Here is a 24,604-nt window from a genome sequence, read left to right as displayed (position 1 = left end):
ACGAGTGGTGACGGAGTTGTAGGCCCGATGCCTCATCGGGCGCAACCGGTAGGGCGCGACCGCCGGGCGCGCCGTCCTGCTGCAAAGCCGTTCGTTCGTGCGGACGCCCCGGCGGTTCGTCCCTACCTTTGGCGTTCTACTTCCCGTCGAGGGCGGCCTGCCATTTGATCCAGAGCTTTTGCAGGGCTTCGGGGTCGGAAAGGCCCATGCCCTTGATGCCGGTTTTGAACAGGCCGGCGTCTTCGTCCTTGAATTTGGGATCGTCCTTCAAGGTCTTGGAGGGAAGTTTTGCCGCTTCGGTTTCGGTCTTGCTGCCGTGCACCAGATTTTTTCCGGAGATGGAAACCGTGACCTTCTTGCCCTTCTCCGTGGCAAATCCGACCACGCCTTTGTCGTTGCCGGCCATAATATTGCCTTCGATCTTCAGCTTTGCGGTATCGGCGATGCATAGCCCGGCGAAGCTCGAACGGACGATGACGTTGTTCTGGATTTCGAGTTTGGAGTTGGCGAAAACGTTGATGCCGGTGGCGTTGTCGACGATCAGGTTGTTGCTGATTTCTCCGATGGCCGATTTGCTTCCGATGTAAAATCCGCGGTTTTTATTGCGCACCACCAGATTGGAGTCCGCCTCGATTTTTCCGCCGGTGCAGCGGATGGCGTGGTAGCGCGATCCGGTTACAATGTTGCGCTTCAGGCTGACGGCCGATCCGCTGCCGATGGTAATGCCGCAGTGGCCGGGGTTCATGACGACGCAATCTTCCACCGCTCCTTCGGCTCCGTTCCAGAACTGGATGGTGTATTCAAATCCGTTGAACCGGCAGTTTTTGATCTCCATCTTGCTTTTGTCCTGCGCTGAAGCTGCGCAGGGGGATTGCTCGCCATTGCCGAGCGCGTTGAAGGTGCAGCCCTGCAGCGTCACGTCTCCGGCTCGCACAAACAGGGCATAGGGCGTGTCGCCCTTTTGCGGTTTGCTTTGGGTTTTGTATTTGATCGTCAGCCCTTCGATGGCCACCTTTTTGTAGGAATCGATCAGGATGGCGGGCTGGTTGGACTCCACCTCAAGGGTTGCGTCGCTGCCTTTAAGGGTGATGCCTTTCTTAATCTGCAAGGGCTGGGTGTAGGTTCCTTTCGGAACTTCGATAGTCGTTCCGGATTTGGCGTTGTCGATGGTTTCCTGCAGGTTGAATTCCGCTTGAGCGGCGGTTGCGCATAGCAGCGCGGTCAGTATCCAATATTTCATTTCTTTTCTCCTGGGTTGCGAAATTCACCGTTCTTGAGACGTTGGCAATAGCGTTTTGTTTCGTCGGCCACGACGCCGGAAAGCAGCAGCAGGCCGATCAGGTTGGGGATGGCCATCAGTGCGTTGGAAATGTCGGCCAGCGTCCAAATGACTTTGAGTCCGCCGACGGCGCCGATGGTGATGCAGGCCACATAAATCCAGCGGTACACGGGAATGGCCTTTTCGCCGAACAGGTATTCCGCGCAGCGGTCGCCATAGTAGGACCACGCGATCAGGGTGGAATAGGCGAAGAACATGATGCCGAAGCCAACGAGGTAGTGTCCGTAGCCGAACAGGCCTTTTTCAAATGCGTGCGCGGTCAGGGCGCTGCCGTCGAAGTTGCTCAGGTGTGCGCCGGTCACGAGGATCACTAGAGCGGTCATGGTGCAAACGATGAGGGTGTCGATGAACGGCCCGAGCATGGCGACGGTGCCTTCGCGCACCGGCTCGCTGGTTTTGGCCGCGGCGTGCGCGATCGGCGCGGAGCCCAGGCCGGACTCGTTGGAAAAAACGCCGCGCGCCACACCGAAACGGATGGCCTGCGAGACGGCGACGCCGAGTGCGCCACCGCCCGCCGCGTAGGGCGTGAAGGCATATTTAAAGATCAGGCCGAACGCTTCTGGGATCGCCGATACGTTCAGGATCAGGATGACCACCGCGCCGATGACATAGAAGGAGCACATGAAGGGAACGATTACGCCGGCCACGTTGGCAATGCGCTTGATGCCGCCGAGGATCACGATGCCGGTCAGGAAAGAAAGGATCAGTCCGGTGGCGAGGCTCATCCAGGAAACGGTAAAGCCGTCCCATAGCGAGAAGCCTCCGGCCTGCAGCGCTTCGGGCAGCAGGTATTCAAGGCCGCCGACGACCGAGTTGGCCTGCACCATGTTGCCGATGCCGAACGAGGCCACAATGCCGAACAGGGCAAAGGATGCGCCGAGGAAGGCGCCGAGCTTTTTGTTCTTCAGCCCCAGCGACAGGAAATACATCGGTCCGCCGCTGGCCGACCCATCGGTGTGGATTTTCCGGTATTTCACCGCCAGTGTGCAAGAGGCAAACTTGGTGGCCATGCCGACGAGCGCCGTGATCCACATCCAGAAGACCGCACCCGGGCCACCCGTCGCAATGGCCGTCGCAACGCCCGCAATGTTGCCCGTTCCGATCGTGGCCGAGAGCGCCGTGGCCAGCGCCTTGAAGTGCGAGATGTCGCCGCTTTCCTCGGGCTGATCATATTTGCCGAACACGCAGGCGATGGCGTGGCCGAGGTGCCGCACCTGAACAAACAGCAGGCGGAAGGTGAGAAACAGGCCGGTGCCCACCAGCAGGGCAATCATGCTCCATCCCCAGACAAAGCTGTCCACCGCTCCCAGTAATTCGTTCAGTCGCTCCATGAAATCCTCCGATGCAATAAGGTAGGGGGCGCGAATGCATTTGGCAAACCAAGGTTTGCCAATCATGGGGAACTGCATCGTTGACCGCTCAACCAAGACTGATATACTCGAACAATGTCTATGCGAAATATAGCGCTACTTGCTCTAGTAATAATTACTAGAACGGTCTGTGCGCAGACCTATGAAGAGCTTTCAGGGATGCTGGAGTCGGCCTCCGAAACGGCTGCGGTTAACCGACTCAAGGCCCAGGTTGCAAACGCCGCGGTCGATCGGCTGGAAACGGAATCGCTGTCGAAAACCGAGCAGCAAAAACTCAAGGCCGAGGCACTGGCGTACTGTTCCGATGTGCAGCTCGGCGCGATGGATCTTTGGTTTGGCGATTCGGTGGTGACCTGGGGCCGGCTGCTCCTCCTTGATGGCAAATGGGTTGAGGCGCGATCCATGTTGCTCGAACAGGCCGAGGTGCTGCAGAACATCGAAAAAAACCTAACGGCAAACGGGGTTCCCGTTTCGGCCATCAGCCCGCTGGCCGGCTGCCGCTACCACCTTGGAGAAACCTACCGCATTGAATTCGAGGAATCCAACGAGCTCGCTCCCGCCGTTGAAGCGCTGAAGCATTTCTACAACGTCTACATTAAATACGGCGACAGTCCGTGGGGCGGCGTTGCGCAGGAGAAGGCCGCGGCCGCCCAGGTTTTCATCGAAAGCCGCGGCAAACAGGTGCGCATCGAACTCGGACCGCACCGCGATGCTTTTGTAGCCAATAAATTTAAGCTCGGGGCGCGCCTCACCGCGCAGGGGAAGCACGAAGAAGCCATTGATCCGATGATCGACGCGCTTAACTATTTTCCGGAGTCTGGAAAGTCCATCGATGCGTTGCGCAATCTCGGTGTTTGCTGGTTCAGCCTCCTTGCGCATGACGAAGCGCTGGCGACGGTTGAATATGTTTGCGAACGCTTTAGCGCCGACACCAACGCCCCCGCCACCGTGCTTGCCATTGGGCGGCAATATCTCGACTCGGACGCGGAAACCGCTGGGCAAATCTTTGAGCATTACCTGGCCTCGTTTCCGGACGATCCGTACCGTGGCGACATTCTTTCCTACTTTGCATGGAAGGCCTATAAAGCTGAGGACTGGTCTGAAGCTGTAGTTCGTTTCCAATCCTTGGAAACCGCGCTCCGTGCCAAGGGCGAGACGGGCGAACGGCTAGAGAAGGCGGTCTACATTCAGGCGTTCTGTGCCAAGGAGCCCGCCGGGTTTGACCGCTTTATATCGGAGTTTCCCGAGTCCGAGCTCGCACCGCGTGTTTTGGGTGAAAAGGCGCAGGCGCAGCTGGTGGCCGGCGAGTTCGATGCCGCTTTCCAAACCTTGGAAACGTTATCGGCGCGTTATCCCGAATCCACCGCCGCCCGCACAGCACTGGCCGGCCTCATTGTCGCTGCAGTTGAAGAGCAGCGGTTTGACATCGCCGATCAAGTGCTCGACCGCATGCTCGCCGACAAGCAGGCCTACGGCAATAGTGTGTATGTCTCCACCGGCGAAGCGCTCCTGAAAGCGGCCGAGTTCACGCTCGCCGAAAAAGCCTTTGCGGCGCTCGTGCCTGAAACGGAGCGCTCGCTCTACGGATGCGCTTCGGCACAGTTCGGCCAGAACCGGTTTGAAGAAAGCTTCCAAACTTTGGAAAAGCTGCTCGCCAAAAATGAGGCCACCGGGTTCTTTTTCGACGCTCGCCTGATGCAGGCGCGCGCGCTCGTCCAACTTGTCCGAACCAACGAAGCCGTTGCCGCCTATGGCGAAGTGGCTGCCGCCAAACAGGATTACGGCGTGGTCTTCGAAATGGCGCAGGTGCTGTCCGATCCGGAAGAGCGCCTCGCCGCTTATCAGCGCATTGCCTTGCTGGCCGATCCCGCTGACGAAAAAAACCAGCCGTTGATTGCCGACAGCATTGCCGCGAGCCTCCCGCTCTGCCTTGAGCAGGGGAAATACGAACTGGCCATCGCCAGCACTGACCAGTTTGCAACGCTCTTCCCCAAACATGAGCAGCTTCCAATTATTGGAAAATACCGGAAGGAGGCCGAGCATGCATTGGTTCAATAGTTTTCTAGTGCTGTTGCTGATGGTTTGCTCCGCCGAGGCCGCGTATGTCGTGACCCAATCCGGCCGGCAGATCAACGGCGCGAAGATTTCTGCCTCGTCCAACGGCTCGGTCACGCTCACAACGGATAGCGGCCAGTCGATGACTTTCCGCAAAGGGCAGTACCGCCAAGCTGTGGCCGACAAGCCGGCGGGGCTGACGAAGGCGGAGCAGTTGATGAAGGCAGGGAAGGGGGAGCAAGCCGTTCCGCTGCTGCGGAAGGTCGTGAAAGATTACCGCTTTCTGGGGTGGGATCAAACAGCGGCGTTGCTCCTCGGCAACTATCTCTATGACGTGAGTCAATTCGCCGAGGCGGTTGAGGCGTTCCAAGCATTGGAAAATCCCGAACCTGCGGCGCAGGCGAAGCATCGCGACGCGCTGCTGAAATCTGGAAACCTGGAGCAGGTGTTGCCGGCGCTCGAGAAGGATATTGCCTCCGGCTCGCGCGAAGCCGCCGCCCGCGCCTACCTCATGCGCGGCGACTTCAAGGCCGCCAACGGGGATCCCGCCGGCGCACGGCGCGACTGGCTGAAAGTCGCCCGCTTTTTCAAAGCACAAAAAGAACTCGCACAGCAGGCAGGGGAAAAACTTGGGAACCACGAAATACACGAACCACACGAAAGCGAAGGAGCAGGAAAATGAAATGGATGATTAAAATTATGATCGTGTTGTATTTGGCGGTTCCTGTGTTTGGGCAGGAGGCCGGGACTGAAAAGAGCGAGGCGGTGCAGGCGGCGGAGGCTGCGCCGGAGGAGGTTTCCGGTTTCATTGATGTCGTTAAAGGAGGCGGTGGATTCGGCGTTGCGCTTTGGCTTGGACTGGCCGGGCTGTCGCTGGCGGCGGGCGCGCTGATTGTCGACTCGATCCTTAACATTCGCGCGTCGAAGATTATTCCCAAGACGCTGGTGTCGCTCGTACGCGAGGCGATCGATGAAGGGAGCCTGAAAAAGGCGGCGCAGCGCTGCCGGGATGTGCCGGGGCCGTATTCCAATATTTTGCTGGCCGGTTTTGAAAACTATGAAGACGGCTTTGACACCGCGCAGGAGGCCATCGGCATTTCCGCCGATATGGAGAGCGAAAAAATGCTGCAACGCGTGAACTATTTAAACGTGGTCGGCAACCTCGCTCCAATGCTCGGGCTGCTTGGTACGGTGCAGGGTATGATCCTTGCATTCGGCACGCTCGGCACCACCTCCGGTGCGGCCAAAAATGCGTTGCTGGCCGTCAATATTTCGCAGGCGCTCTACACCACCGCCGCCGGCCTCGTCATTGCCGTGCCGGCTATCGGCTTCTATTTCTTTTTCCGCAACCGCGCCGCGAAGGTCATCCTCACTATGGAGAGCCTGACGATGGAAGTGATGAAGGGGCTGAAGAAGGAAAGCAGAAACTTGAACCCTGAAATTTGAAATGAAAAACCGATTTCAGAATCAGAGCAACGGGGGCATCAACATGACGCCGATGATCGACGTCGTGTTCCAGATGATCATCTTCTTTGTCTGTACGGCGCAGTTGGAGCAGGAGCAGTTTTCGGAGTTCATTAAGCTGCCCGGTTCGCCGAACGCACCGGAGATGGCACAGGAGAAGGATCCGCGCACTATCACCATCGAGGTCGACGGCAAAGGCAAGGTGTCGATTGCCCGAACGCCGTTGAGCATTTCCAAGCTCCGGAAAATCTTGAACAAGACCGTCGCCGACTATGGCGTGCACGGCCCCTCTATTCCGATCCTCATCCGCGCCGACGGCGACGTCCGTCACGGCAACGTCAAGCAGGTGATGGATGCCTGTACGGGCGCGGGGCTCTACAAGATCGCTTTTGTAGCGGTGAAGGATAGTTTGAAGTGACAGGGTTGCAGAGTTAAAGGGTTGCAGAGAGGATTCTGAAATGGAAAAAGCAAAGCGTTTCGAGGATTTATGGATTTGGCAACAAGCTAGAGAGCTTGTGAAGGAGGTGTATTCGGATTTCGGGCCGGGCTCGTCGGCCTCAAGGGATTATGGATTTAAAGATCGAATTCAACGGGCCTCGGTTTCAGTTATGAACAATATTGCAGAAGGATTCGAGCGATATTCCAATGCTGAACTAGCCCGCTTCCTCGATATCGCTAAAGGATCCTGTGGTGAAGTGCGGCGCCTGTACTATACCGCTGAGGACCTTAACTATCTGAGTTCAGAAACTGCAGACCAGCGGAGAACTGTCGCGAAGAAAATTTCCGGAGGGATTGCTTCACTGGCGACGCATGTGCGATCGAATTGACCCTGCAACCCTTAAACTCTGTCACTCTTAAACGATGAGTCACCGAATGAAATGAAACAGCGAAAACAAAAACGACGATTCACAGGTGCGGATGCCGAAATCGAACTTTCGATGACGCCGATGATTGATGTGGTGTTTCAGCTGCTGATCTATTTTCTGGTAACGTTCAGCACGGCGGATGTGCTGGCGCATTTGGATATTTCGAGGCCGTCGCCCGAGGCGGCGCAAACGAAGCCGAAGCCGCCGGCGGATATGATCCGGGTGGCGGTGATGCCGGAGGGCTATGCCATCAACGGCCGCAAGGTGACTGAGGAGGAGCTGGCCTCGATGCTAAAGCGCCTCGCCAGTGTTAGCACCAAGCAAGCGGTGCTGGTGACCTGCGACGACCAATCGGTGCACGGAAAATTGATTCAGGCCCTGGACATGTGCGCCTCGTGCGGGCTGAGCCAGATTTCAGTGATGAGCGGAAAATAATATGAACCACGGAACACACAGAATACACGGAATTTTTTATGACCGCAAAGACGCTAAGTCGCGAAGGAATGGGAATCTTGGTTTCTTTGCGTCTTTGCGGTCATTAATAAAATGATGAGCAGGAATGGGAATAATCTAGTTGGGAGGATCGGCGGACCGGCGGTTTCGGTGGCGGTGCACGTGGCGGTCTTTTTTGTGCTGCTGAAGGTGCTGGTCTTCCGGGCGCCGGAACAGGAAAACGCCATCGATATACAGGTGGTGGAGGAGCAGGTTCGGGAGTTGGATGAGGTCGAGCGCGAACAGGAACAGATCGAAGAAGTCGAAACCGAAGCGCTCGAGGCTCCGGAAGATCTGGTCGAGGCGCTGGAGCCGGACGACTTGATGCAGGATTCGATGCTGGAGTCCGAATTGGATCTGAGCGGGCTGGACTCTGTGGTGGAAATTGAAAGCCCGCTGGTAATGAAAGGCTTGATGGCCGGGCGCTCGGAGGCGGGGCGCAAGAAGCTGCTGCGCGAGTTTGGCGGGCGCTACGGCGGGAAGGCGGAAAAGGCGGTTCTTAACGGGCTCAATTGGCTGCAGACGGTGCAGTGCGAGGACGGTTCTTGGGGCGTGGGGAAAAGCAAGAGCATGACGGCCAAGCAGGAGCGGGCGCGATTGACGGGATTGGCGCTGCTTTGCTATCTGGCGCATGGGGAAACGCCGCAGTCTTCAACGTATGGCACAACGGTGCAGCGCGCGATTCAGTATTTGTTGGGCGAGCAGGATGCAAAGACCGGGCGCTTTTGCCCGTTCTCCAAAACGGTGGGGTCGCACGACGACATTGGTGTTTACGGTCATGCGATTTCGACCTATGCCTTGGCTGAAGCCTATGGCCTGACCCGCGCACCCATGTTGAAGCAACCGGTTGAAATGTCGGTGCAGGTGATCATTGACGGGCAACAAAAAGAGGGAGGGTGGGACCACCGCTATCAGCACGAAAAGTGGAGCGACCTTTCGGTGGGCGGCTGGCAGGTGCAAGCGCTCAAGGCCGCGCAGGCGGCGAATGTTTCGGTGGCGGGCATGGCCGAGGCTCTAGGGAAGTCGGTGCCTTTTGTGCAGGGCATGCACGCGGGGGAGGGAAAATTTTATTACCGTTTTGGCAACAAAACACCAAACGGCGATTTGGATTACATGACTGGCGTTGCGGTGCTCTGCATGCAACTGGCCGGGAGCAATCGGGTGGCTGAGGTAAAGGCGGGGCTGGAATATCTGCGCGACATCGAGTGCTCGGACTGGGACGAGGGTTGGGAAAAGACCGGCAAGAACAAAAGCTTCAACATTGCCTACGAGTGGTATTACAACACGCAGGCGATTTTCCAGAAGGGCGGCTCAAAGTGGTCGAGCTGGAACAACAAGTTTGCGCCGATGCTGATCGAAGCGCAGGACGCTTCCGGCGCCTGGAAGCCGCCGTCGGAAGCTGATGACGAACTCTCCAAGGACATGATCTACACCACCACCTTCTGCACGCTCTCGCTGGAGGTCTACTACCGCATCTTGCCGTCATTCAAAAAGGCGGATCTTTCTGAACAGAAATTTGAGTTCGAGAACGATGTGAAGATTACGGTGTTTTGATGGAGTTCAAGAAAAGCATGTCGCAAAAGCTGCGCATGGATGGGCGCGACTATTCGCGACCGGGATGGTATTTCGTGACGCTCGGGGCGGACTACCACAAACCTCTTTTCGGGGCGGTTGAAGGAGGCGGGATGCAGACGAATGCTCTGGGTCTGTTGGTGGAACTGTGCTGGCGGGAAATTCCCGAGCATTATGCCCATATTGCGCTGGGGGCTTGGCAGGTGATGCCGAACCATTTCCACGGGCTGCTCCGCATTGTTCGTTCCGGCGGGAAGGGACTCGGCGAGGTGTTGAACATGTTCAAGGGCTCGGTCACGCGTGAATGGCGGCGGTCGCAGGTCGTAGGCTCCCTCCATGGCGGGAAAGAACAGGTTTGGGCGCCAAATTATTACGATGTGATTTGTTTTGATGCGGAGGAGTTGGCAATTCGGGAACGTTACATCCGGGCGAATCCGAGATGGTGGGCTTTGAGGGATGTTCCGCGGGGCATAATCAAGAAAAGCCGCTGCAAGGGGAACAAGGCGTTGCTCCGGGAAGCTGGAAGCCGGCGGGCATTGCGCGTGTCGCGCAAGGCGGGCAAAGCCGAGGTGGCGGCGTTGCAATCTGAGCTGGCCGGTTATGACGGCGTGGTTTGCAGCACGTTCTTTTCTTCTGGGGAACGGTGTGCCTGGAGATCTTGCAAGCGGGAAAGGCGCGGATCATTTGGGTGTTCCCCATGGCGATGCCCAAAACGATTTCTAGCGGATGGACGGATGCCTTTCTGGACGGGCGGGCGCTTTGGCTTTCGGCCTTTCCGGATGAGTAGCAGGAGGCGACCCGTGCAAGCTGCGCACAGGCGAACCGGTGGGTGGAATGCAGGGCCTATTCCGAGCGGATGGAGCTCTACAGGCCGGGCAAGGGCTAGCCTGTAGATTAACGTTACAGCCCATAGGCGCTGATGAAGCGCTCGGCGTCGAAGTGTTCGGTGAAGAGTTTGACGATGCGCTGGTGCTTGAGTTTGTCATAGAGCTGGAGCTTGGTATTGCTGAAGCATTTGTAGAGCGTGGCATCGGTGTCGGCAGTGTCCTTCAGCACAGCGATGGCTGGCAGGCAGCAGTTGGCCAGCAGGCCGACGGTTTCGGCGTCGGGCATTTTCTCGTTGGCGCAGGTGAGGATGATGCCTCCCAGCTTTTCTCCGGGCATGCTTTCATTGAATCCGACGATTCGCTTCAGTCGGCGGTGCGAGCCAGCGCCGATAACGGCAATGTCTCTTGGGCGGAGGCTGAGGGAAGGGTCAAAGACGTTGTTGCCCTGCGAAATAATTTTCACCTTGCGACAGGCCTTGTGCCATGCGCCGGCGCACTTACCGCCCTTGATGATGCGGTGCTCCTTGAAGCTGTGGCTGATCAGGTGCATGGAAGGATTGTTGAGGTATTTTACCTGAGGCATATAGCCGAAGACTTTGAGCGACGGATTCCACTCGGGGAAGATGCGGTCGAGCGTTTCCTCCGTAATGACCTCTTTCATCATGTCGACTTTTTTAGGAAGCACCTTGTTGAAGACCACGCCGGCCACTTGGCTGCGATGGTGTGAGAAATAGGAGAGGTCGACTTCCAGCTCGTCGAGCGTACGGCCGAGGCCTCCGCCGACGAGATAGAGGATTTTGGCGCCGAGCAGGTTAGCGACGCGCGCGTTGGAGAGCCCAACCACGGAGCCTACGCCGGGATGCCCGGTGCCCTCGGCAATGATTAGTTTTTTGTTGGAGAGCGATTCCATGGTCCGGTGGATGTTTTGTTCAAACGCAGCGGTGATCGCTTTTTGGTTTGTTCCGGTGATGTAGTCGCGCGTGACGCCCGAGACGACGCGCACCGGCGACAGCATGCCCATGTCCGGCATGTCGAGGCCGGTGAACTCCTTGACGATGCGCACGTCTTTGTCGATCCGCTCGCCGTTGGGCAGGGTGGTCATTTCCTGGCCGACCGGTTTGAAGTAGCCGATGTCCGCGGGGTCGATGATTTTGGTAATGGCCGAGATGACCCCAAGACTGGTGACGGTCTTGCCGGCATGCTGGCGTTCGCCGGCGATGAATACTACGGGTGGCTTGCTCATATGTTATCCTCCGAATGGGATGCAGTGTTGTTGATTGCCGGTTCAATGCAAAGCGAAACTTTTTGAAGAGTGATGGCATCAACCGGGCAGGCTTTGATGCAGGCGCCGCAACGGATGCATTCGTCCTGATTGATCCAGATGAGGTTCATCTCACGAACGGAGTCGGTTTCAGCCCACGAAACAATGCGGCCGTCGTCGTCGTGACGGATTTCTTTCAGCATCAGGATGCATTCGGGGCGCGGTTTGGCTTTCAGGCACCAGTCGCACTTTATGCATTTGTCCTGGTCGATCTCGAATTTGTAGTGGCAGCGGTAGCAGCGTTTGGCCTCTTCAACGGCTGCGGTTTTGTCGTAGCCGAGTTCCACTTCACTGGGCAGATTCCTTTTAGCAGTTGGAAACATCGGCATCGGCTGGCGTTGGATCTCATCCATCTCACGCGTGCGTCCGATTGCGGCGGCATTTTCGATCAGCACGGATTTTTTCAGACGCTCTTCTCCCATCAGGAAAAGGTCTGCTTTTTCCGCGGTTGCTTTTCCGTCGGCGATGGCCTCGATCAGTGAGCTTGCGCCGTGGGCATAGTCGCCGGCGGTAAAAAGCCGGCCGTGCGGGTCGAGGCCTTCAACGTCTTCGGGAAACTGGCCGGTGGCCAGCAGAACGGTATCGGCGGGCACGTTGAATGTTTTGTGCGTGCCGGTGTGGCGGAAACGCATGCCGGCCAGCTTTCCGTTCTTTTCAACATAAGCGAGCGGCGTGGCGTGGCATTCGAGCGGTATGCCTTCAGCGTCAAGCTCCTCCAGCTCGCCGGGGGTCACGCGCATCACGTCTCGCGACCGGCGGCAGAGCACCTTCAAATCCCACTCAGCCGTTTGTGCCCCGAGCCGGTTGGCGGTGCGGGCGCAGTCCATTGCGGTAAAGCCGCCACCAATCACGATCACGCGCTCACCCAGCACCGCCGTTCCGGTTTCGTTGACCTCCAACAGAAAGTCGAGCCCGTGCCGGATGCCCGGAAGCTCGTGGCCAGGCAGATTGAGCAGGTTGGGTTTAAGCGTTCCGGCGGCCATCACCACGGCATCAAAACTTTCCAATAGCTGGAAAAACGGCAGGTCTTCCCCAATAGCGGTGCCGCAGACGATCTCGACGCCGAGGCCGGTGATCTGCGCAATTTCGCGGTCGATGATTTCGCGCGGCAGGCGGAATTCAGGAATGCCTTGGTTGAGCATCCCGCCGGGGATGGCGTGCTTTTCATAGACCGTAACCCGGTGACCGAAGAGCGTCAGGTTGCGGGCGGCGGCGAGTCCGGCCACGCCGGAGCCGATGACGGCCACTTTTTTTCCGGTGCTTGGAAACCACGGGTCGAGCAGCATGGGCTCCTGCGTGCCGAAGTCGGAGGCCGAGCGCTTGGAAAAGCAGATGGCCACGGATTCGCCGAGGCTGTCGTAGCCGTGGCGGCAGGCCGATTCGCATGGGCGCGAGCAGACGCGGCCGAGCACGGCCGGAAAGACGTTGTCGCGCAGGTTGATGCGATAGGCTTCGTCGGGGTTTCCTGCGGCGATGGCCGTAAGGTAGGCGGGGATATCGGTTCCGGCGGGGCAGGCCTTTTGGCAGGGCACGCTGGTTTCCAACCATTGGAAATCTTTGGTCGCCGTTCCGGCTCCGGTGCGTACAGAAAGCTCCGCCGTCGGGGAATGCGCCCGCTTTGCCGGCTTGAACAGTTTGTTGATCTGCCCTGAAAAATCCATGGCGCTAAATCCTATAGATCACGGCTATGAATGCGAGTTATTTAGATGCAATCCTATTAGCAGGTGTGGTCCTTAATGAAAAAGGCGAACCCCTAAGAGTTCGCCTTGGTGATAGGATGTCGATCGGATCCGATTGCAGTTTATTTGATATGGTAGGCTAGGATTTCGTGTGATCCGCCAATCGGAGCGGCGTCTATTTCCTCTGACAGGAAGGAACGTGGGCGAGGAATATTTATGAAATTCGATTGGCTCTTGCGACGGACCCCGCGTAGGCGCCTGCGCCGGACGAACCATGAGCCAAGCCCGCTGATTGCAATCAGGGAAAATGATGCCGGCTCAGGAATGCAGGTCGATCCAACCTGCAGGTTGTCTATCGTTACGGTTTCGCCTATGGCTGCCGTTAGGTCGAACTGCAGCCATTCGTCTTCCGGCTGCGGTTCGATGGTGTAATACCCCTGAACATGGTTCGCAGTCTGTATGGTGTACGTTATTTCACCCACTTGATAGCTGTGCGAGGTGTCATCAGTTCCACCGGTATTAGCAATGGAGTTTGCTGGGCCAACAAAGTCATATTCAAACCAGACATATTTGATGTTGTTCACATCGTAGTCGTTGTCCAAGTCGATCCGGATGCTGGCTTGCGTTTCTTCAGTCGCATTATATATGCCCAGCGTTCCGTTGCTGCTTGTTATCCCGCTACTAAAGGAGAATTTTGGATTTGCAGGATGCCAGTTTCCCCCATTGGGCGTGGTAAGCGTAGGCGAATTAAGTTCCCCGTCATCAAAGTTGTATCCCCAGAACATCATGTATGGAGGTGGTGTTGCCGGGATGATTTTTTCTTCCCACGGCGGAACGGGTTCGGCGGATGCCTGAGGTGCAAAGCCGGCAAGCAGCAAAGTCAGCGTTGCAATGGAATAGTAATTTGTTTTCAGTCCCTTTCGTGATTTGCGTTTCATTTCCCTTCTCCCTTGATTGAGATTGGTTCACGCTCTTTCATCTTTAATGCTAGAAAGATTTATATGTGGTTATAGCCCATTATTTTAAAATATCAAACAAAAACAGCGTCAAAACGATTCTTGCCATAAAGAACAAGAAAGACGATGCGACGCGGTTAAGTTGTTGCCGGCCTGCGTGATCAAGGGCTTGCAGGCGCAAAAAAACCATGGCTCAGCATTACATTTGCTGCGCCATGGATGTGCGTTAGGGTTTGTCAGAAATTTAAAAGGTCGGAGGCGGAGGAGGGATTTCTCCCGGAGGACTTTCCGGTTCTTCTGGTCCGGAAGGCGTGGTGCCAGGGTCTGGATTCTGTGACACACTGCCACTCCATGCCGCTTTTTGACCGGAAACCTTGCCTTTCACGGATTTAAGTTCGCCTGAGTCGCCAAAGATAAGTTGAAGAGCCATCCCTTTCGAGCCGACGTTGGTTTTCTCGCCCTTTGCTTTGACCTTTAAGCCATTCTTCCCGTCTTTTCCTTTAACGTCGCCGTAGATTATGCGCCCGTTTGAAAGCGTCAGGAGGGCGTCGCCTACGACTTTCCCCGTGGTTCTGGAGAGGGTGGTGATCAACACCGAGGTGCCGTCCATGTTTTCGTCTGCGAGGGGTTCAAGGAAGGAAACCGAGATTTTTTCGCCCAAGGCGGAAACCTTCATCGTGCCGGACAGCATTCCCGTGCCGGTGTTGATTTCCGCCTTGATTTGATAGGTGGCTTTGAACTTGGTCTTTTTTCCGTTTACTTCGGCCGTGGCCTTAGCGGAAATTTTTTGTGCGATGGCATAAACGCCGTTCTTGCTCTTTATTTTGCCTTTCACGGCAAAGTTCAGCACGATGGATACGCCGTCGATATCAGCTTCTGCATAGCCTGTGCCGGTAATTTTCCCCTTGCCGTCTTGTTCAACCGTATAGCCAACGTCTAGACCGTTGAGTTTCTGGCTATAGGTCCCGCTGAGATCCCAGATGCCGACGGGCAGCGTGTTCGTGTACGACTCCGCACCGGCGGATTCAGAAAATCCAAAGGCCCCCAGCATGCCTAGCAATGCCATCAATCCAATTTTTTTATTCATATCATTGTCCTCAGATTCCTGTTTCCCGGCATGCCCATTGTTGGTTTGCATGCCTTATACGCCTTGTTTAAAGGCAGTGGCCTATTCAATCGCCGTGCTACATAAAGCATTATCAATGCCACAACATGCGCCAGTCTGTCTTTTGCGCGACCGGACCGATTCGCTTATTCGAGGCGGTATTCATACGCTCCTATTTGAGAAGCACAAGCAGGAATTCAAGTTTTTGTTGCAATAATAAATTATAAGTTAAAACATGTATTATAACGCATGCTGTTCTCTTGTATCGGCCTTTTTTTCTGCCGCGAATCAGGGGCGGGATCCGCTGGATTTCATTTCAGCCCTTAAATGATGGTAAATTCGTGCTGTTTGAAAATATTCGGGGTGCAGGATTGAGGTGGGCTTGGGCCGTTTGATATGAACGTCTAGATGAGCACGACTGAACTAAGCGCCAGCCTTGAGGATTATCTGGAGACGATTTTCTTCCTTTCGCGGGAAGAGGGCCGCGCCCGTCCCAAGGAGATTGCCGAGCGCATGAAGGTGCGGGCAGCCTCGGTGACGGGGGCTCTTAAAGTATTGGCGGAAAAGGGTTTGATCAATTATGCGCCCTATTCCTCGGTGACGCTCACCGACGAGGGGTGTAAGATCGCCGGCAAGATTGCCGTGAAACATGAGGCGCTGCTGCACTTCTTTACGCAGGTGCTTGGGGTCGAGGCCGTCGAAGCCGAGGAGTTTGCCTGTTCCATGGAGCACACCATTTCCGACCACATCCTGCAGCGCTTTGTCCGTTTTGCCGAATACACCGAAAAATGCCCGAGCTTCAACGCCAGCTGGCTCGAAAGCGCCGAGGGCTACTTTTGCAAGGCGCAGGGGAAAGCCGGGCCACGGTGCGGTAAATGCCGCCTCAGCGAGTCTTTCTGACTTTCGCTTTATCCAATGAATAGGCCTAATTGGACCTTTCTTCCTCTAAATGTTAGGCGCACCAAATAAGCTCCGATTAGGTTTGACCCAATTTAGATAATGTCTAGATTAACCGGACTTTTTTAAGCGGAGAAGCGCCGGAATGGTCCATTGTCACGACGATGTAAAAAAGCGGATCAGCGCACTGTACAACATGCTTGTTGAGCATGATGGCTATGGAGAAATGCACATCGACTTCAAGATCCTGAAAAAGGGCCAGAAGGAGATCATTGTCCATTGCGGCAAACAATACCGCTATGTGGTCGACAGTTCCGTGCGCGGCTTGAAGAATTGACCGTGGTCGGGGCATGACCGAAGCGGAGAGGATGCGGCTTAGGACGGTTTTGGTTTAGGGAGTGGACGGAACCTCTTTAAGGAAGAGTAGAATGATTGTGATGAAGAATATCGCGCTGAGTCTGGTGCTCTGTGCAACCACTGGACTGAATGGTGCCGGGGCAAATGAAGCAATTGAGCTTAGACGGAAGGATTTGCTGCATAAGGATGACGGCGTAGAGCAAATGAAAAGCGATATTTCAGGATTGGCGCAAAAGGGGCTGGATAGCCTCGAGTGGGGGCTGTTGATTGAAGCGGAAGGCTCCTATGCCGAGTCGGGAGGCGGCAACGACAGCGATCTGACGCTCGCAACGGTCGAGTTTGTGCTCGATGCCGCCGTCAACGACTGGATCCACGGGCATCTTGGACTGCTTTGGGAAGAAGATGATACCGAGAGCGACAACCTTGACGAGGCCTACATCGAAATCGGCGGTTCTAAAGATTATCCCTATTACTTCGTTGCCGGGCGCTTCTACCTGCCCTTCGGCAACTTTGAATCCGCCTTCATTTCCGATCCGCTCACGCTCGAACTGGCGGAAATCAGGCAGAGCAGCGCCATGGCTGGGATTGGCAACGAATGGATTGAACTCAACGCCGGCGCCTTTAAGGGCGACGTCGATAAAGATGAGGAAGAGGACGACAACATTTCAGACTTCTATGCTTCCGTCACCTACACGCCTTCTGAATATTTCCAGTGTGGCGCCTACTGGCTTTCGGATTTGATGGAAACCGATTCGCAATCGGATTTTGGCGATGACGTGGCGCAGCTGGATGGATACGACAAGCAGGGTGGGGCGGGCGCGTTTGCCAATGTGTTTATCGGCCCGTTCATGTTCAACGCCGAATATGCCAGCGCCCTCGATAGCTATGACGTCGCCGGCGGAAGCTATCTTCCGATGGCCTTCAATCTGGAGGCATCGATGCAGTTTGCCGAAAAATGGCGCACCGGCCTTACGTTCCAGGGATCCGACGACCTTTATGCGGCGCACGAAGACGATGTGTTTGGGGACAAGTATCCTGGGCGCGCGTATGGCGCGGTCGTGTCGTACGGTCTCCACGAAAACGTTACCGTTTCGGCGGAATATTTGCATTTGGAAGACCTCGACGACGGTGAAGACGGGGATCTGGTCACGCTGCAGCTGGCTTTAGAGATTTAGAACGGATACGAGGGTTAAGATGAAGCTCAAGGAATTGAAGAAAAACGAAACAGGCATCGTTGCGGGGTTCATCTCGGCCGATCCGGCCTATCGCCAAAAACTGCTCCGCATGGGGCTGAACCGCAACGCCGAATTTCTCGTGGTGCGCAAGGCTCCGTTCGGCGGACCCATCGAAGTTGAGGTGAAAGGCTCCCGCGTCGTCCTGCGCAGCGACGAAGCGGATGTGCTGGAGGTTGACAAGAAATGAGCAACTTGAAGATCGCCTTGGCGGGCAATCCCAACTGCGGCAAAACCACCGTGTTCAATGCGCTGACCGGCTCCAAGCAGCAGGTCGGCAACTGGCCGGGCGTGACCGTCGAGCGCGTCATTGGCCAGTATGTCCATTGCGAGGCTGCGATCGACGTCACCGACCTGCCGGGCATCTATTCCTTTTCCGCGCTCTCGCCCGATGAAGAAGTGGCGCGCAAACATATCCTATTCGATACCCCCGACGTCGTTGTCAACGTGGTCGATGCCTCGAACCTGGAACGCAACCTCTATCTCACCACCCAGCTGCTCGAAATGGATGTGCCCGTCATCGTGGCGCTGAACATGATGGATATGGCCACGCAGCGCGGCATCCGGATCGAAGTCGAGCATTTGGCCAAGCACCTCGGCTGCCCCGTCATTCCCGTGGTCGCCTCCAAGAAAAAGGGCATCGAGGAGCTGAAGAAGGAAATCTGCGCCATCAGCAAGTCGCATCTCAAGCCCGGCGTGCGCGTCGCCTACGAAAAAGACATCGAAAAGGTGCTTCAATCGATGGAAATCAGTTTGGGCGATGTGGCCCTGACCAAGCGCGTATCGCCCCGCTGGCTTGCCATCAAGTTGCTGGAAAAAGACGACCTGGCCTTTGAAATCATTGGAGCCGACAAGGCGCAGTTGCCCGACCTCGATCACCAGCTCCGCAAGGTGGAGCGGATCGTCGGCGAGGACGCCGACATGATCATTGCCGACGGCCGCTACGGCTTTATCCACGGCCTCGCCCGCGATGTCACCGCCGGCAGCGACAAAATGCGCAAAACCTTTTCCGACGCGGTCGATAAGTTTGTGCTCAACAAAGTGCTCGGCTTCCCGATCTTTTTCGGCGTCATGTATCTCGTCTTCGCCATCACCATCAACATTGGCGGTCCGTTCATCGACTTTTTCGACGGGTTCTGCGGCACGATCTTCGTCGATGGCTTTGGCCACCTGCTCGAAACGATTCACACGCCGGCCTGGGCCGTCGCAATTTTGGCCGAAGGTTTGGGGGGCGGCATACAAACCGTCTCCACCTTCATTCCGCCGATTTTCTTCATTTTCTTCTGCCTGTCGTTTTTGGAAGACTCCGGCTACATGTCGCGTGCCGCCTTTGTGATGGACCATTTTCTGCGGACCATCGGACTGCCCGGCAAGGCGTTCATTCCGATGCTCGTCGGCTTTGGCTGCAACGTTCCCGGCATCATGGCCACGCGTACGCTCGAAAGCCGGCGCGAACGTATTCTGGCCATCATGATGAATCCGTTCATGTCATGTGGCGCGCGTCTGCCGGTCTATACTCTCTTTGCGGCGGCCTTTTTCCCGCAGAGCGGCGGCGTCGTGATTTTCGGCATTTACCTCATCGGGATCGCCCTCGCCGTCATGACTGGCCTGCTGTTCAAGAAAACCCTGCTGCGCGGCGAGGTGACCAGCTTCGTCATGGAGCTGCCTCCCTACCACATGCCGACGTTGAGCGGCGTGATGTACCACACCTGGCACCGCCTCAAATCGTTCCTGATCAAGGCCGGACAGGTGATTCTGCTCATCGTCGCCGTACTCGGCTTCCTCAATTCCATGGGAACCGACGGTTCGTTCGGCAACAACGATTCCAAAGACTCGGTGCTCAGCGCCATGAGCCGCGCCGTAACGCCTGTCTTCCGCCCGATGGGCATCGAAGACGAAAACTGGCCGGCCACCGTCGGCCTCTTCACCGGCATCTTTGCCAAAGAGGCCGTGGTCGGTACGCTCGACTCGATCTACAGCCAGATTGAAACGGCCGATGAAATCGCGGCCGAACAAGCCGAGGCCGTGTTTGAGTTTTGGCCGGGCATCATCAGCGCGATCGCCGCCATTCCCGCCGGCTACGAAGGGTTCTTCGACACCCTCAAGGATCCGCTCGGCCTCTCCCGCGCCTTGGTGGAAGTGGACGAGGCGGACCAGTCTTCCTACGCCACGATGGTTTCGCGTTTTGGCGAGCATGGGCCCAAGGCAGCTTTCGCCTACCTGCTCTTTATTCTGATCTACGCCCCGTGCGTTGCCGCGCTCGCTGCCATTGCCCGCGAGATCGGCATGGGCTGGATGCTGTTTGCCGTGAGCTACCTCACCATTCTCGCCTGGGTTGTTTCCACCATCTACTTCCAGCTCGCCACGTTTACGGAGCATCCCTCTGCTTCTGCCGGTTGGTTGGGGCTGTGTGGCGCGATTCTCGTGACATTCTACATTGGCTTGCGCATGGCAGGCGATAAAGGTGCGGAGCAGCATGCTTAGCGGCATCGTCAAGCTGCTCAACGAGCGCGGAGCGCTCTCTGTTCAGGAAATCAGCCTCGCGCTCGGCATCGACTCCAGCGCGCTCCATCCCATGCTCGAAATGCTTGCGCAAAAGGGCAAGATTCTCAAAGTCGAACTCCCCTGCGGCACCGGCTGCGCCGGCGGCTGCACCAAATCCGACACGATGATTTTCTACAAGCCCGCACGTTGAGATAGTCAACACAAAGGCTCAAGGGGCTTGAAGGAACACCAAGAGACTTCCATTGAGTAGCTTTGTGCCTTATTGCTTCGGCGACAAAATATGGAGAATGCAATGCTTCCGGTTATTCACATCCAACGGATCGAGCCACCGGGATTATTTGCGACCAGACTGTAATGCTCACCGGGTTCTACCCGAAGCAACGTTATCCCGAAGCTCTGCGAAGAATAAAACACCGCGATCCCGAGGGGCGGGGGCTGGTATTTCTGACCAACGATTTTTCACTGCCTGCCCTGACGATAGCCGAACTCTACAAGGCTCGATGGCAGATCGAACTGTTCTTCAAATGGATAAAGCAACACCTGCGCATCAAGGCCTTCTTCGGCACGAGTGCCAACGCCGTCAAGACGCAGATTTGGATCGCCGTCTGTGTTTATCTGCTCATCGCCATTACGAAGAAGCGGCTGAAAATAGAACAGTCGCTCTACACAATTCTACAGATATTGAGCGTGTCCGTTTTCGAGAAAATACCGCTTTTACAGGCGTTTCAGGACGGGGAATGCAAGATCAACGGGGGCGACTTTTGCAACCAGTTGCAACTGTTCGACTAATACTGGGAAACTAGTGGTATGAATTACCAAATCGTTTTTACTGCTAAACTGGTTTGGATCAGATTGTCCGCTGAAATCAAGGAGACTCCTTTGATCTGTGCCGTTGCCGCAATGATGTGGTCAGCCGGATCTTTGTTCTTTCCGAGATCAATGTTTACTGATGCATCGGCAATGGCAGGGGTCAGATTTTGCAGGATGTAGTTTCGCGATTGTAGAACGAGGTCAATAAAGGTCTGGTAATCGGCATCAACGGCCAATCGCTTTTTTTTCATGAGCATGGCGATTTCCCAGAGGGTGATTTCGCATATAAGAATCCCGTCGGTGCGGTCTGCCTGGGTCAGTGCCCGTTTAGCAGCTGTAGACAGTTTGCCGGGTTCCAGCGCATCCCAAATGACGACATGTGTATCGGCAACGATCATTTGGATGCTTTCCACGTCTCACCGGTTTCGGAAAGCACATCGCCGACTGTGGCGGTTTTGCGGAGTTCGTTTAGTTTTTCCTGAGCGGAAAGCCGTTTGTCGTCGGGAGCGGTGATTTTTGCAATCTCACGGTTGCGGGAAGTTAATACCAACGTTTCTCCCTGTTGCACGGCTTTGAGATATTTATTCAGATGTCCACGAAATTCACTGACAGCAACTTGTACCATGGTTGGCTTCCTTTGTTTTGTACATTGCATTTGTACAATAAGTTGCGCGCGTGTGCAACAGGAAACCAGGCGCGACCGCATCCCGTGGGTTGCAGGGAGAGGCTTTGTCCGGCTGCCGCGCGTGCGCATGGTTCGGATGGAATCTAGCGGGGTGTGTTCTCTGTGGTGAAAAAGGGCAGTCAGGGTTTTTCGTAGTGCGCGGGGTCGCGGTAGGTGGAATCCCAGTTTTTGAAGACGGGTTCAAGGCCCTTGGCGCACAGCATGTTGCAGAATTCGGGAATGTTGCGCTCGTCGCTGATGGAAAACTGTTCGGTTGATTCTTCCGAGTCGCCGCTGTAGCCGCCGACGGTCGTTTTGCTGGCGATGCTCATTTTTGAAATGCCCAGTCCAGCCATGCCGTCGCGGACGCGCGGCGCTTCGCGGGTGGAGAGCACCAGCGGAATTTCCGGCAGACAGATGCGCAGGGCAAAGATAAACTGCGCCAGCATTTTTTCATCAACCGGATGGTCGGCGGCGAAACCGCCGAGTTGCGGGCGGATGCGCGGGAAGGAGACTGAGACGCCCGCCTGCCAGTAGTTTTTCTGTAGGTATTTGGCGTGGCGGTAGACGCAGAGCATGTCGAATTTTGGATCGGCCAAGCCGAGCAGGGCGCCGATGCCGACGGTGCGCAGACCGCCGCGCAGGGCGCGGTCGGGGGCGTTGAGACGGCTGAAGAAATCGCGTTTATCACCCCAGCGGTGCATCTTTTCATAGACGGTTTGGTCGTAGGTTTCCTGATAAACCGTCATGCCCGTGCAGCCGGCCTCGGCCAGCGTGCGGTATTCGCTTTCCGCCATCGGGAACACTTCAATGTTTACGTTGTGGATGTATTCGGCGGCAACGGCGATGCTGTCGCGCAGGTAGGGGACGTCGGCTTCGGGCATGCGCTCGCCGGTCAGCAGCACGAGTTCTTCGAAATGCATCTTTTGAATGGCCTGCATTTCGTGGCGCAGCTGCGTTTCATCGAGCACGGCGCGTTTGGCGCGCCGGTCGCCGGCAATGCCGCAGTAGAGGCAGCCGCCGTTGCAAAAGTTGGAGAGGTAGAGCGGGGTGTAGAGCGAAATCGTCCGGCCAAAATGCCGGCGTGTAATCGCCTGCGCCCGCTGCGCCATCAGTTCCAGAAACTCGCCGGCGGCGGGGGAGAGCATCAGCGCCAGCTCCCGCTCCGTCGGGTTCTCGGAAAGGATTGCCGAGCGGATGGCGTTTTTGTCGGTGCTTTCCGTGTTGGGGAGCCATTGTTCGGGGTCGAGCCAGTTGGGGAGGGATGCAGGAGTCATGGTTTTTTAACCGCTGAATACACTGAATACACGGAAAGGGGCTGGAGTTCTTTATTAATTTCTGTGTGTTTTGTGTGTTCCGTGGTTCCTAAATTAGTCATTGGAAGAGAGGAAGGAAGTTAAGGGGCTGCTGGCCATGGCGACTTCGGAGGTCGGCATAAGCCCGGCGAGGCGGGCGGCGCGTCCGGCTTCGACGCCGATTTTAAAAGCGGCGCCCATGCCGGCCGGATTCTCGGCAACGGCGATGGCGCTGTTGACGAGTACGGCGTCGCAGCCCATTTCGAGCGCGGCGGCGGCTTCGGACGGGGCGCGCAGGCCGGCATCAACGACGACGGGGATGTTGGCGTCGCGGACAATAATTTTAATCATGTCGGCGGTGGAGAGCCCTTTGCCGGTGCCGATGGCGGCGCCGAGCGGCATGACGGCGGCGCAACCGACGTCTTCGAGGCGTTTGGCGAGAACCGGATCGGCCGGGATATAGGGCAGTACGAGGAAGTCCTGCTTTACGAGTTCGATGGCGGCCTCGTAGGTTTCGATCGGGTCGGGCAGCAGATGGTGCGGGTTGGGGTGGATTTCGAGCTTTACGATGCGGCTCTTGCTCAGTTCGCGACCCAGCAGGGCGGCGCGCACGGCCTCTTTGGCGTTTATGGCGCCGGAGGTGTTGGGCATGAGCCGTACGTTTCCAAGTTCAGCGAGTGGGCCGTAAAGGTCATCCTCGGCCTGTGCGCGGTTGAAGCGGCGCAACGCCACCGTGACGAGCTCGGAGCCGGAGGCTTTGACCGCCTCAATCATTGCCTGCGAGCTGGAAAATTTTCCGGTTCCAAGGAACAGGCGCGAGTTGAGTTCTTGATCACCTATTTTGAGTGTGTCTGACATCTTATTAGTCCTTTGGTTGCAAAAATCCTAAATTCTAAACAAGCACCAATCCTCAATTTCAAAACCTAAAACGGGTGACCCGAATTAGGATTTAGTGTTTAGGGCTTTTTTGGCGTACTACGCCAAAGCTATCCGCCTCCAACGAAGACGAGCATTTCGACTTCGTCGTTTTCTTTGAGTAAAGTGGTTTTCCAATCATTGGAAGAGACAACGCTTCCGTTGACCATCAGCGCGGTATGCGCCGGATTTGCGCTGAGCTCTTCGAGCAGGGCGTCAATCGACCCTTGGCCTGCGTGTTCGTGTATTTTGCCGTTTACGGTCAGTTTCATTTCTATCTCCCCGGCCGGGATCACCGATCCCGGCTGCAGTGCCGGGGTTGCCGCCCCCGGCTACAACAAAAAAAAAGCGCTCCGGACGGGGCACGGAACGCTTGAAAACTCTTCAACGCTCCCTTGCGCCGGCATGATCCGGATCAGGTTCAACGGGTATTATCTCAGCGCAATCCAATGAATGAAAAGGCACCCCGGGTAATTGGTTGCAGAGGTTGCCAGTGCAGGGGTTTGAAGTAAAGCGGGAAGGGGCTAAAACGGAGAAATAAAAAAAACAAATATTTGGGGTTGTCAGGGAGGGGCGTTTTGTTATGGTACGCGCTCGTTTTTACCGAAGACCCCTTCGTCTAGTGGCCTAGGACTCCAGGTTTTCATCCTGGCAACACGGGTTCGAGTCCCGTAGGGGTCGCCATTTTCGGGGAAAAACTTCTAGCGACCCCTTCGTCTAGTGGCCTAGGACTCCAGGTTTTCATCCTGGCAACACGGGTTCGAGTCCCGTAGGGGTCGCCACTTCTCTTCCTTCCGCATGCTTTAATCGCAGGACGGTTGCGTTCAGATTCAGCATTCCTTCCCCAAATAAGACCATGTTTTTTTGTAGTTGGTATTGGTGT

25 protein-coding genes, 2 tRNA genes, 1 pseudogene and 1 riboswitch are annotated in these 24,604 nt (G+C 56.2%); of the genes and pseudogenes, 17 read left to right on the top strand and 11 right to left on the bottom strand.

The window, feature by feature from the left end:
- Nucleotides 1–136: 136 nt before the first annotated feature.
- Both SCARR_RS18970 and SCARR_RS18965 read right to left on the bottom strand, forming a co-directional pair.
- On the bottom strand, nt 137–1,240 hold the full coding sequence (locus SCARR_RS18970; RefSeq protein WP_136063225.1) for a right-handed parallel beta-helix repeat-containing protein: 1,104 nt from the start codon (nt 1,238–1,240) through the stop codon (nt 137–139).
- A complete protein-coding gene (locus SCARR_RS18965) occupies nt 1,237–2,670 on the bottom strand; it encodes an alanine/glycine:cation symporter family protein (protein WP_136064680.1) in 1,434 nt (477 codons plus the stop codon). The genes SCARR_RS18970 and SCARR_RS18965 overlap by 4 nt, the downstream gene beginning before the upstream one ends.
- 120 nt (nt 2,671–2,790) lie before the next feature.
- On the opposite strand from SCARR_RS18965, the gene SCARR_RS18960 reads away from it, so the two are divergent.
- The 8 genes from SCARR_RS18960 to SCARR_RS18925 all read left to right on the top strand — a co-directional run bounded on the left by SCARR_RS18960 (nt 2,791) and on the right by SCARR_RS18925 (nt 10,051).
- Nucleotides 2,791–4,767, top strand: coding sequence for a tetratricopeptide repeat protein (locus tag SCARR_RS18960; RefSeq protein ID WP_136063224.1), 1,977 nt, complete (start codon nt 2,791–2,793; stop codon nt 4,765–4,767).
- A complete protein-coding gene (locus tag SCARR_RS18955; protein WP_136063223.1) occupies nt 4,751–5,446 on the top strand; it encodes a tetratricopeptide repeat protein in 696 nt (231 codons plus the stop codon). Before SCARR_RS18960 ends, SCARR_RS18955 begins: the two co-directional genes overlap by 17 nt.
- A complete protein-coding gene (locus tag SCARR_RS18950; protein ID WP_136063222.1) occupies nt 5,443–6,210 on the top strand; it encodes a MotA/TolQ/ExbB proton channel family protein in 768 nt (255 codons plus the stop codon). Before SCARR_RS18955 ends, SCARR_RS18950 begins: the two co-directional genes overlap by 4 nt.
- Before the next feature lies 1 nt (nt 6,211).
- Nucleotides 6,212–6,646 (top strand): ExbD/TolR family protein, encoded by a 435-nt coding sequence (locus tag SCARR_RS18945; protein ID WP_136063221.1) that lies wholly within the window; start codon nt 6,212–6,214, stop codon nt 6,644–6,646.
- Nucleotides 6,647–6,686: 40 nt separating this feature from the next.
- Nucleotides 6,687–7,055 carry a four helix bundle protein gene (locus SCARR_RS18940; protein ID WP_136063220.1) on the top strand — a complete coding sequence of 123 codons (369 nt, stop codon included), beginning with the start codon at nt 6,687–6,689 and terminating at the stop codon, nt 7,053–7,055.
- 51 nt (nt 7,056–7,106) lie between these two features.
- Nucleotides 7,107–7,529 (top strand): ExbD/TolR family protein, encoded by a 423-nt coding sequence (locus SCARR_RS18935; protein WP_136063219.1) that lies wholly within the window; start codon nt 7,107–7,109, stop codon nt 7,527–7,529.
- 111 nt (nt 7,530–7,640) lie between these two features.
- Complete coding sequence (locus SCARR_RS18930; protein ID WP_136063218.1) at nt 7,641–9,140, top strand: prenyltransferase/squalene oxidase repeat-containing protein; 1,500 nt, start codon at nt 7,641–7,643, stop codon at nt 9,138–9,140.
- Nucleotides 9,140–10,051 (top strand): transposase, encoded by a 912-nt coding sequence (locus SCARR_RS18925; RefSeq protein ID WP_136063217.1) that lies wholly within the window; start codon nt 9,140–9,142, stop codon nt 10,049–10,051. Before SCARR_RS18930 ends, SCARR_RS18925 begins: the two co-directional genes overlap by 1 nt.
- Nucleotides 10,052–10,058: 7 nt before the next feature.
- Here SCARR_RS18925 and SCARR_RS18920 read toward each other — a convergent pair whose 3' ends face one another.
- From SCARR_RS18920 to SCARR_RS18905, 4 genes are all read right to left on the bottom strand, one after another.
- Nucleotides 10,059–11,228, bottom strand: coding sequence for an AAA family ATPase (locus tag SCARR_RS18920; protein WP_136063216.1), 1,170 nt, complete (start codon nt 11,226–11,228; stop codon nt 10,059–10,061).
- Nucleotides 11,225–12,967 (bottom strand): FAD-dependent oxidoreductase, encoded by a 1,743-nt coding sequence (locus tag SCARR_RS18915; RefSeq protein ID WP_136063215.1) that lies wholly within the window; start codon nt 12,965–12,967, stop codon nt 11,225–11,227. Before SCARR_RS18915 ends, SCARR_RS18920 begins: the two co-directional genes overlap by 4 nt.
- 140 nt (nt 12,968–13,107) lie before the next feature.
- A complete protein-coding gene (locus SCARR_RS18910) occupies nt 13,108–13,923 on the bottom strand; it encodes a PEP-CTERM sorting domain-containing protein (RefSeq protein WP_136063214.1) in 816 nt (271 codons plus the stop codon).
- A 262-nt stretch (nt 13,924–14,185) separates the two neighbouring features.
- The gene (locus tag SCARR_RS18905; protein WP_136063213.1) at nt 14,186–15,028 is read right to left on the bottom strand and encodes a hypothetical protein; all 843 of its coding nucleotides are present in this window, start codon (nt 15,026–15,028) and stop codon (nt 14,186–14,188) included.
- Between the two features lie 426 nt (nt 15,029–15,454).
- On the opposite strand from SCARR_RS18905, the gene SCARR_RS18900 reads away from it, so the two are divergent.
- The 7 genes and pseudogenes from SCARR_RS18900 to SCARR_RS18870 all read left to right on the top strand — a co-directional run.
- Nucleotides 15,455–15,946, top strand: a complete 492-nt coding sequence (locus tag SCARR_RS18900) for a metal-dependent transcriptional regulator (protein ID WP_136063212.1) — start codon at nt 15,455–15,457, stop codon at nt 15,944–15,946.
- 142 nt (nt 15,947–16,088) lie between these two features.
- Complete coding sequence (locus SCARR_RS18895) at nt 16,089–16,280, top strand: hypothetical protein (protein ID WP_136063211.1); 192 nt, start codon at nt 16,089–16,091, stop codon at nt 16,278–16,280.
- 91 nt (nt 16,281–16,371) lie between these two features.
- Nucleotides 16,372–17,475 (top strand): LbtU family siderophore porin, encoded by a 1,104-nt coding sequence (locus SCARR_RS18890; RefSeq protein ID WP_136063210.1) that lies wholly within the window; start codon nt 16,372–16,374, stop codon nt 17,473–17,475.
- 19 nt (nt 17,476–17,494) lie between these two features.
- On the top strand, nt 17,495–17,722 hold the full coding sequence (locus SCARR_RS18885; protein ID WP_136063209.1) for a FeoA family protein: 228 nt from the start codon (nt 17,495–17,497) through the stop codon (nt 17,720–17,722).
- The gene (feoB, locus tag SCARR_RS18880) at nt 17,719–20,016 is read left to right on the top strand and encodes a Fe(2+) transporter permease subunit FeoB (RefSeq protein WP_136063208.1); all 2,298 of its coding nucleotides are present in this window, start codon (nt 17,719–17,721) and stop codon (nt 20,014–20,016) included. The genes SCARR_RS18885 and feoB overlap by 4 nt, the downstream gene beginning before the upstream one ends.
- A complete protein-coding gene (locus tag SCARR_RS18875) occupies nt 20,009–20,227 on the top strand; it encodes a FeoC-like transcriptional regulator (protein WP_136063207.1) in 219 nt (72 codons plus the stop codon). Before feoB ends, SCARR_RS18875 begins: the two co-directional genes overlap by 8 nt.
- 113 nt (nt 20,228–20,340) lie before the next feature.
- Nucleotides 20,341–20,826, top strand: a pseudogene (locus tag SCARR_RS18870) (transposase); the annotation flags it as partial.
- A gap of 23 nt (nt 20,827–20,849) precedes the next feature.
- Here SCARR_RS18870 and SCARR_RS18865 read toward each other — a convergent pair.
- The 5 genes from SCARR_RS18865 to thiS all read right to left on the bottom strand — a co-directional run bounded on the left by SCARR_RS18865 (nt 20,850) and on the right by thiS (nt 23,993).
- The gene (locus tag SCARR_RS18865) at nt 20,850–21,245 is read right to left on the bottom strand and encodes a type II toxin-antitoxin system VapC family toxin (RefSeq protein WP_136063206.1); all 396 of its coding nucleotides are present in this window, start codon (nt 21,243–21,245) and stop codon (nt 20,850–20,852) included.
- Entirely contained in the window at nt 21,242–21,472 is a 231-nt protein-coding gene (locus SCARR_RS28315; protein ID WP_168433436.1) for a type II toxin-antitoxin system Phd/YefM family antitoxin, read from the bottom strand. The genes SCARR_RS18865 and SCARR_RS28315 overlap by 4 nt, the downstream gene beginning before the upstream one ends.
- 179 nt (nt 21,473–21,651) lie before the next feature.
- Nucleotides 21,652–22,788, bottom strand: a complete 1,137-nt coding sequence (thiH, locus tag SCARR_RS18855; protein WP_136063204.1) for a 2-iminoacetate synthase ThiH — start codon at nt 22,786–22,788, stop codon at nt 21,652–21,654.
- A 93-nt stretch (nt 22,789–22,881) separates the two neighbouring features.
- Nucleotides 22,882–23,664: a thiazole synthase gene (locus tag SCARR_RS18850; protein ID WP_136063203.1), complete on the bottom strand. Its 783-nt coding sequence runs from the start codon at nt 23,662–23,664 to the stop codon at nt 22,882–22,884.
- 128 nt (nt 23,665–23,792) lie between these two features.
- Nucleotides 23,793–23,993 carry a sulfur carrier protein ThiS gene (gene thiS, locus SCARR_RS18845; RefSeq protein ID WP_136063202.1) on the bottom strand — a complete coding sequence of 67 codons (201 nt, stop codon included), beginning with the start codon at nt 23,991–23,993 and terminating at the stop codon, nt 23,793–23,795.
- 101 nt (nt 23,994–24,094) lie between these two features.
- A riboswitch (TPP riboswitch) is annotated at nt 24,095–24,200 on the bottom strand.
- Between the two features lie 129 nt (nt 24,201–24,329).
- On the opposite strand from thiS, the gene SCARR_RS18840 reads away from it, so the two are divergent.
- Nucleotides 24,330–24,405, top strand: a tRNA-Glu gene (locus SCARR_RS18840).
- 22 nt (nt 24,406–24,427) lie between these two features.
- Nucleotides 24,428–24,503, top strand: a tRNA-Glu gene (locus SCARR_RS18835).
- Nucleotides 24,504–24,604: the final 101 nt, after the last annotated feature.

This window comes from Pontiella sulfatireligans, from assembly GCF_900890705.1.
Classification (GTDB): domain Bacteria; phylum Verrucomicrobiota; class Kiritimatiellia; order Kiritimatiellales; family Pontiellaceae; genus Pontiella; species Pontiella sulfatireligans.
The sequence above is the reverse complement of the archived record's forward strand: the minus strand, read 5'-3'. Positions and strand labels throughout refer to the sequence as shown.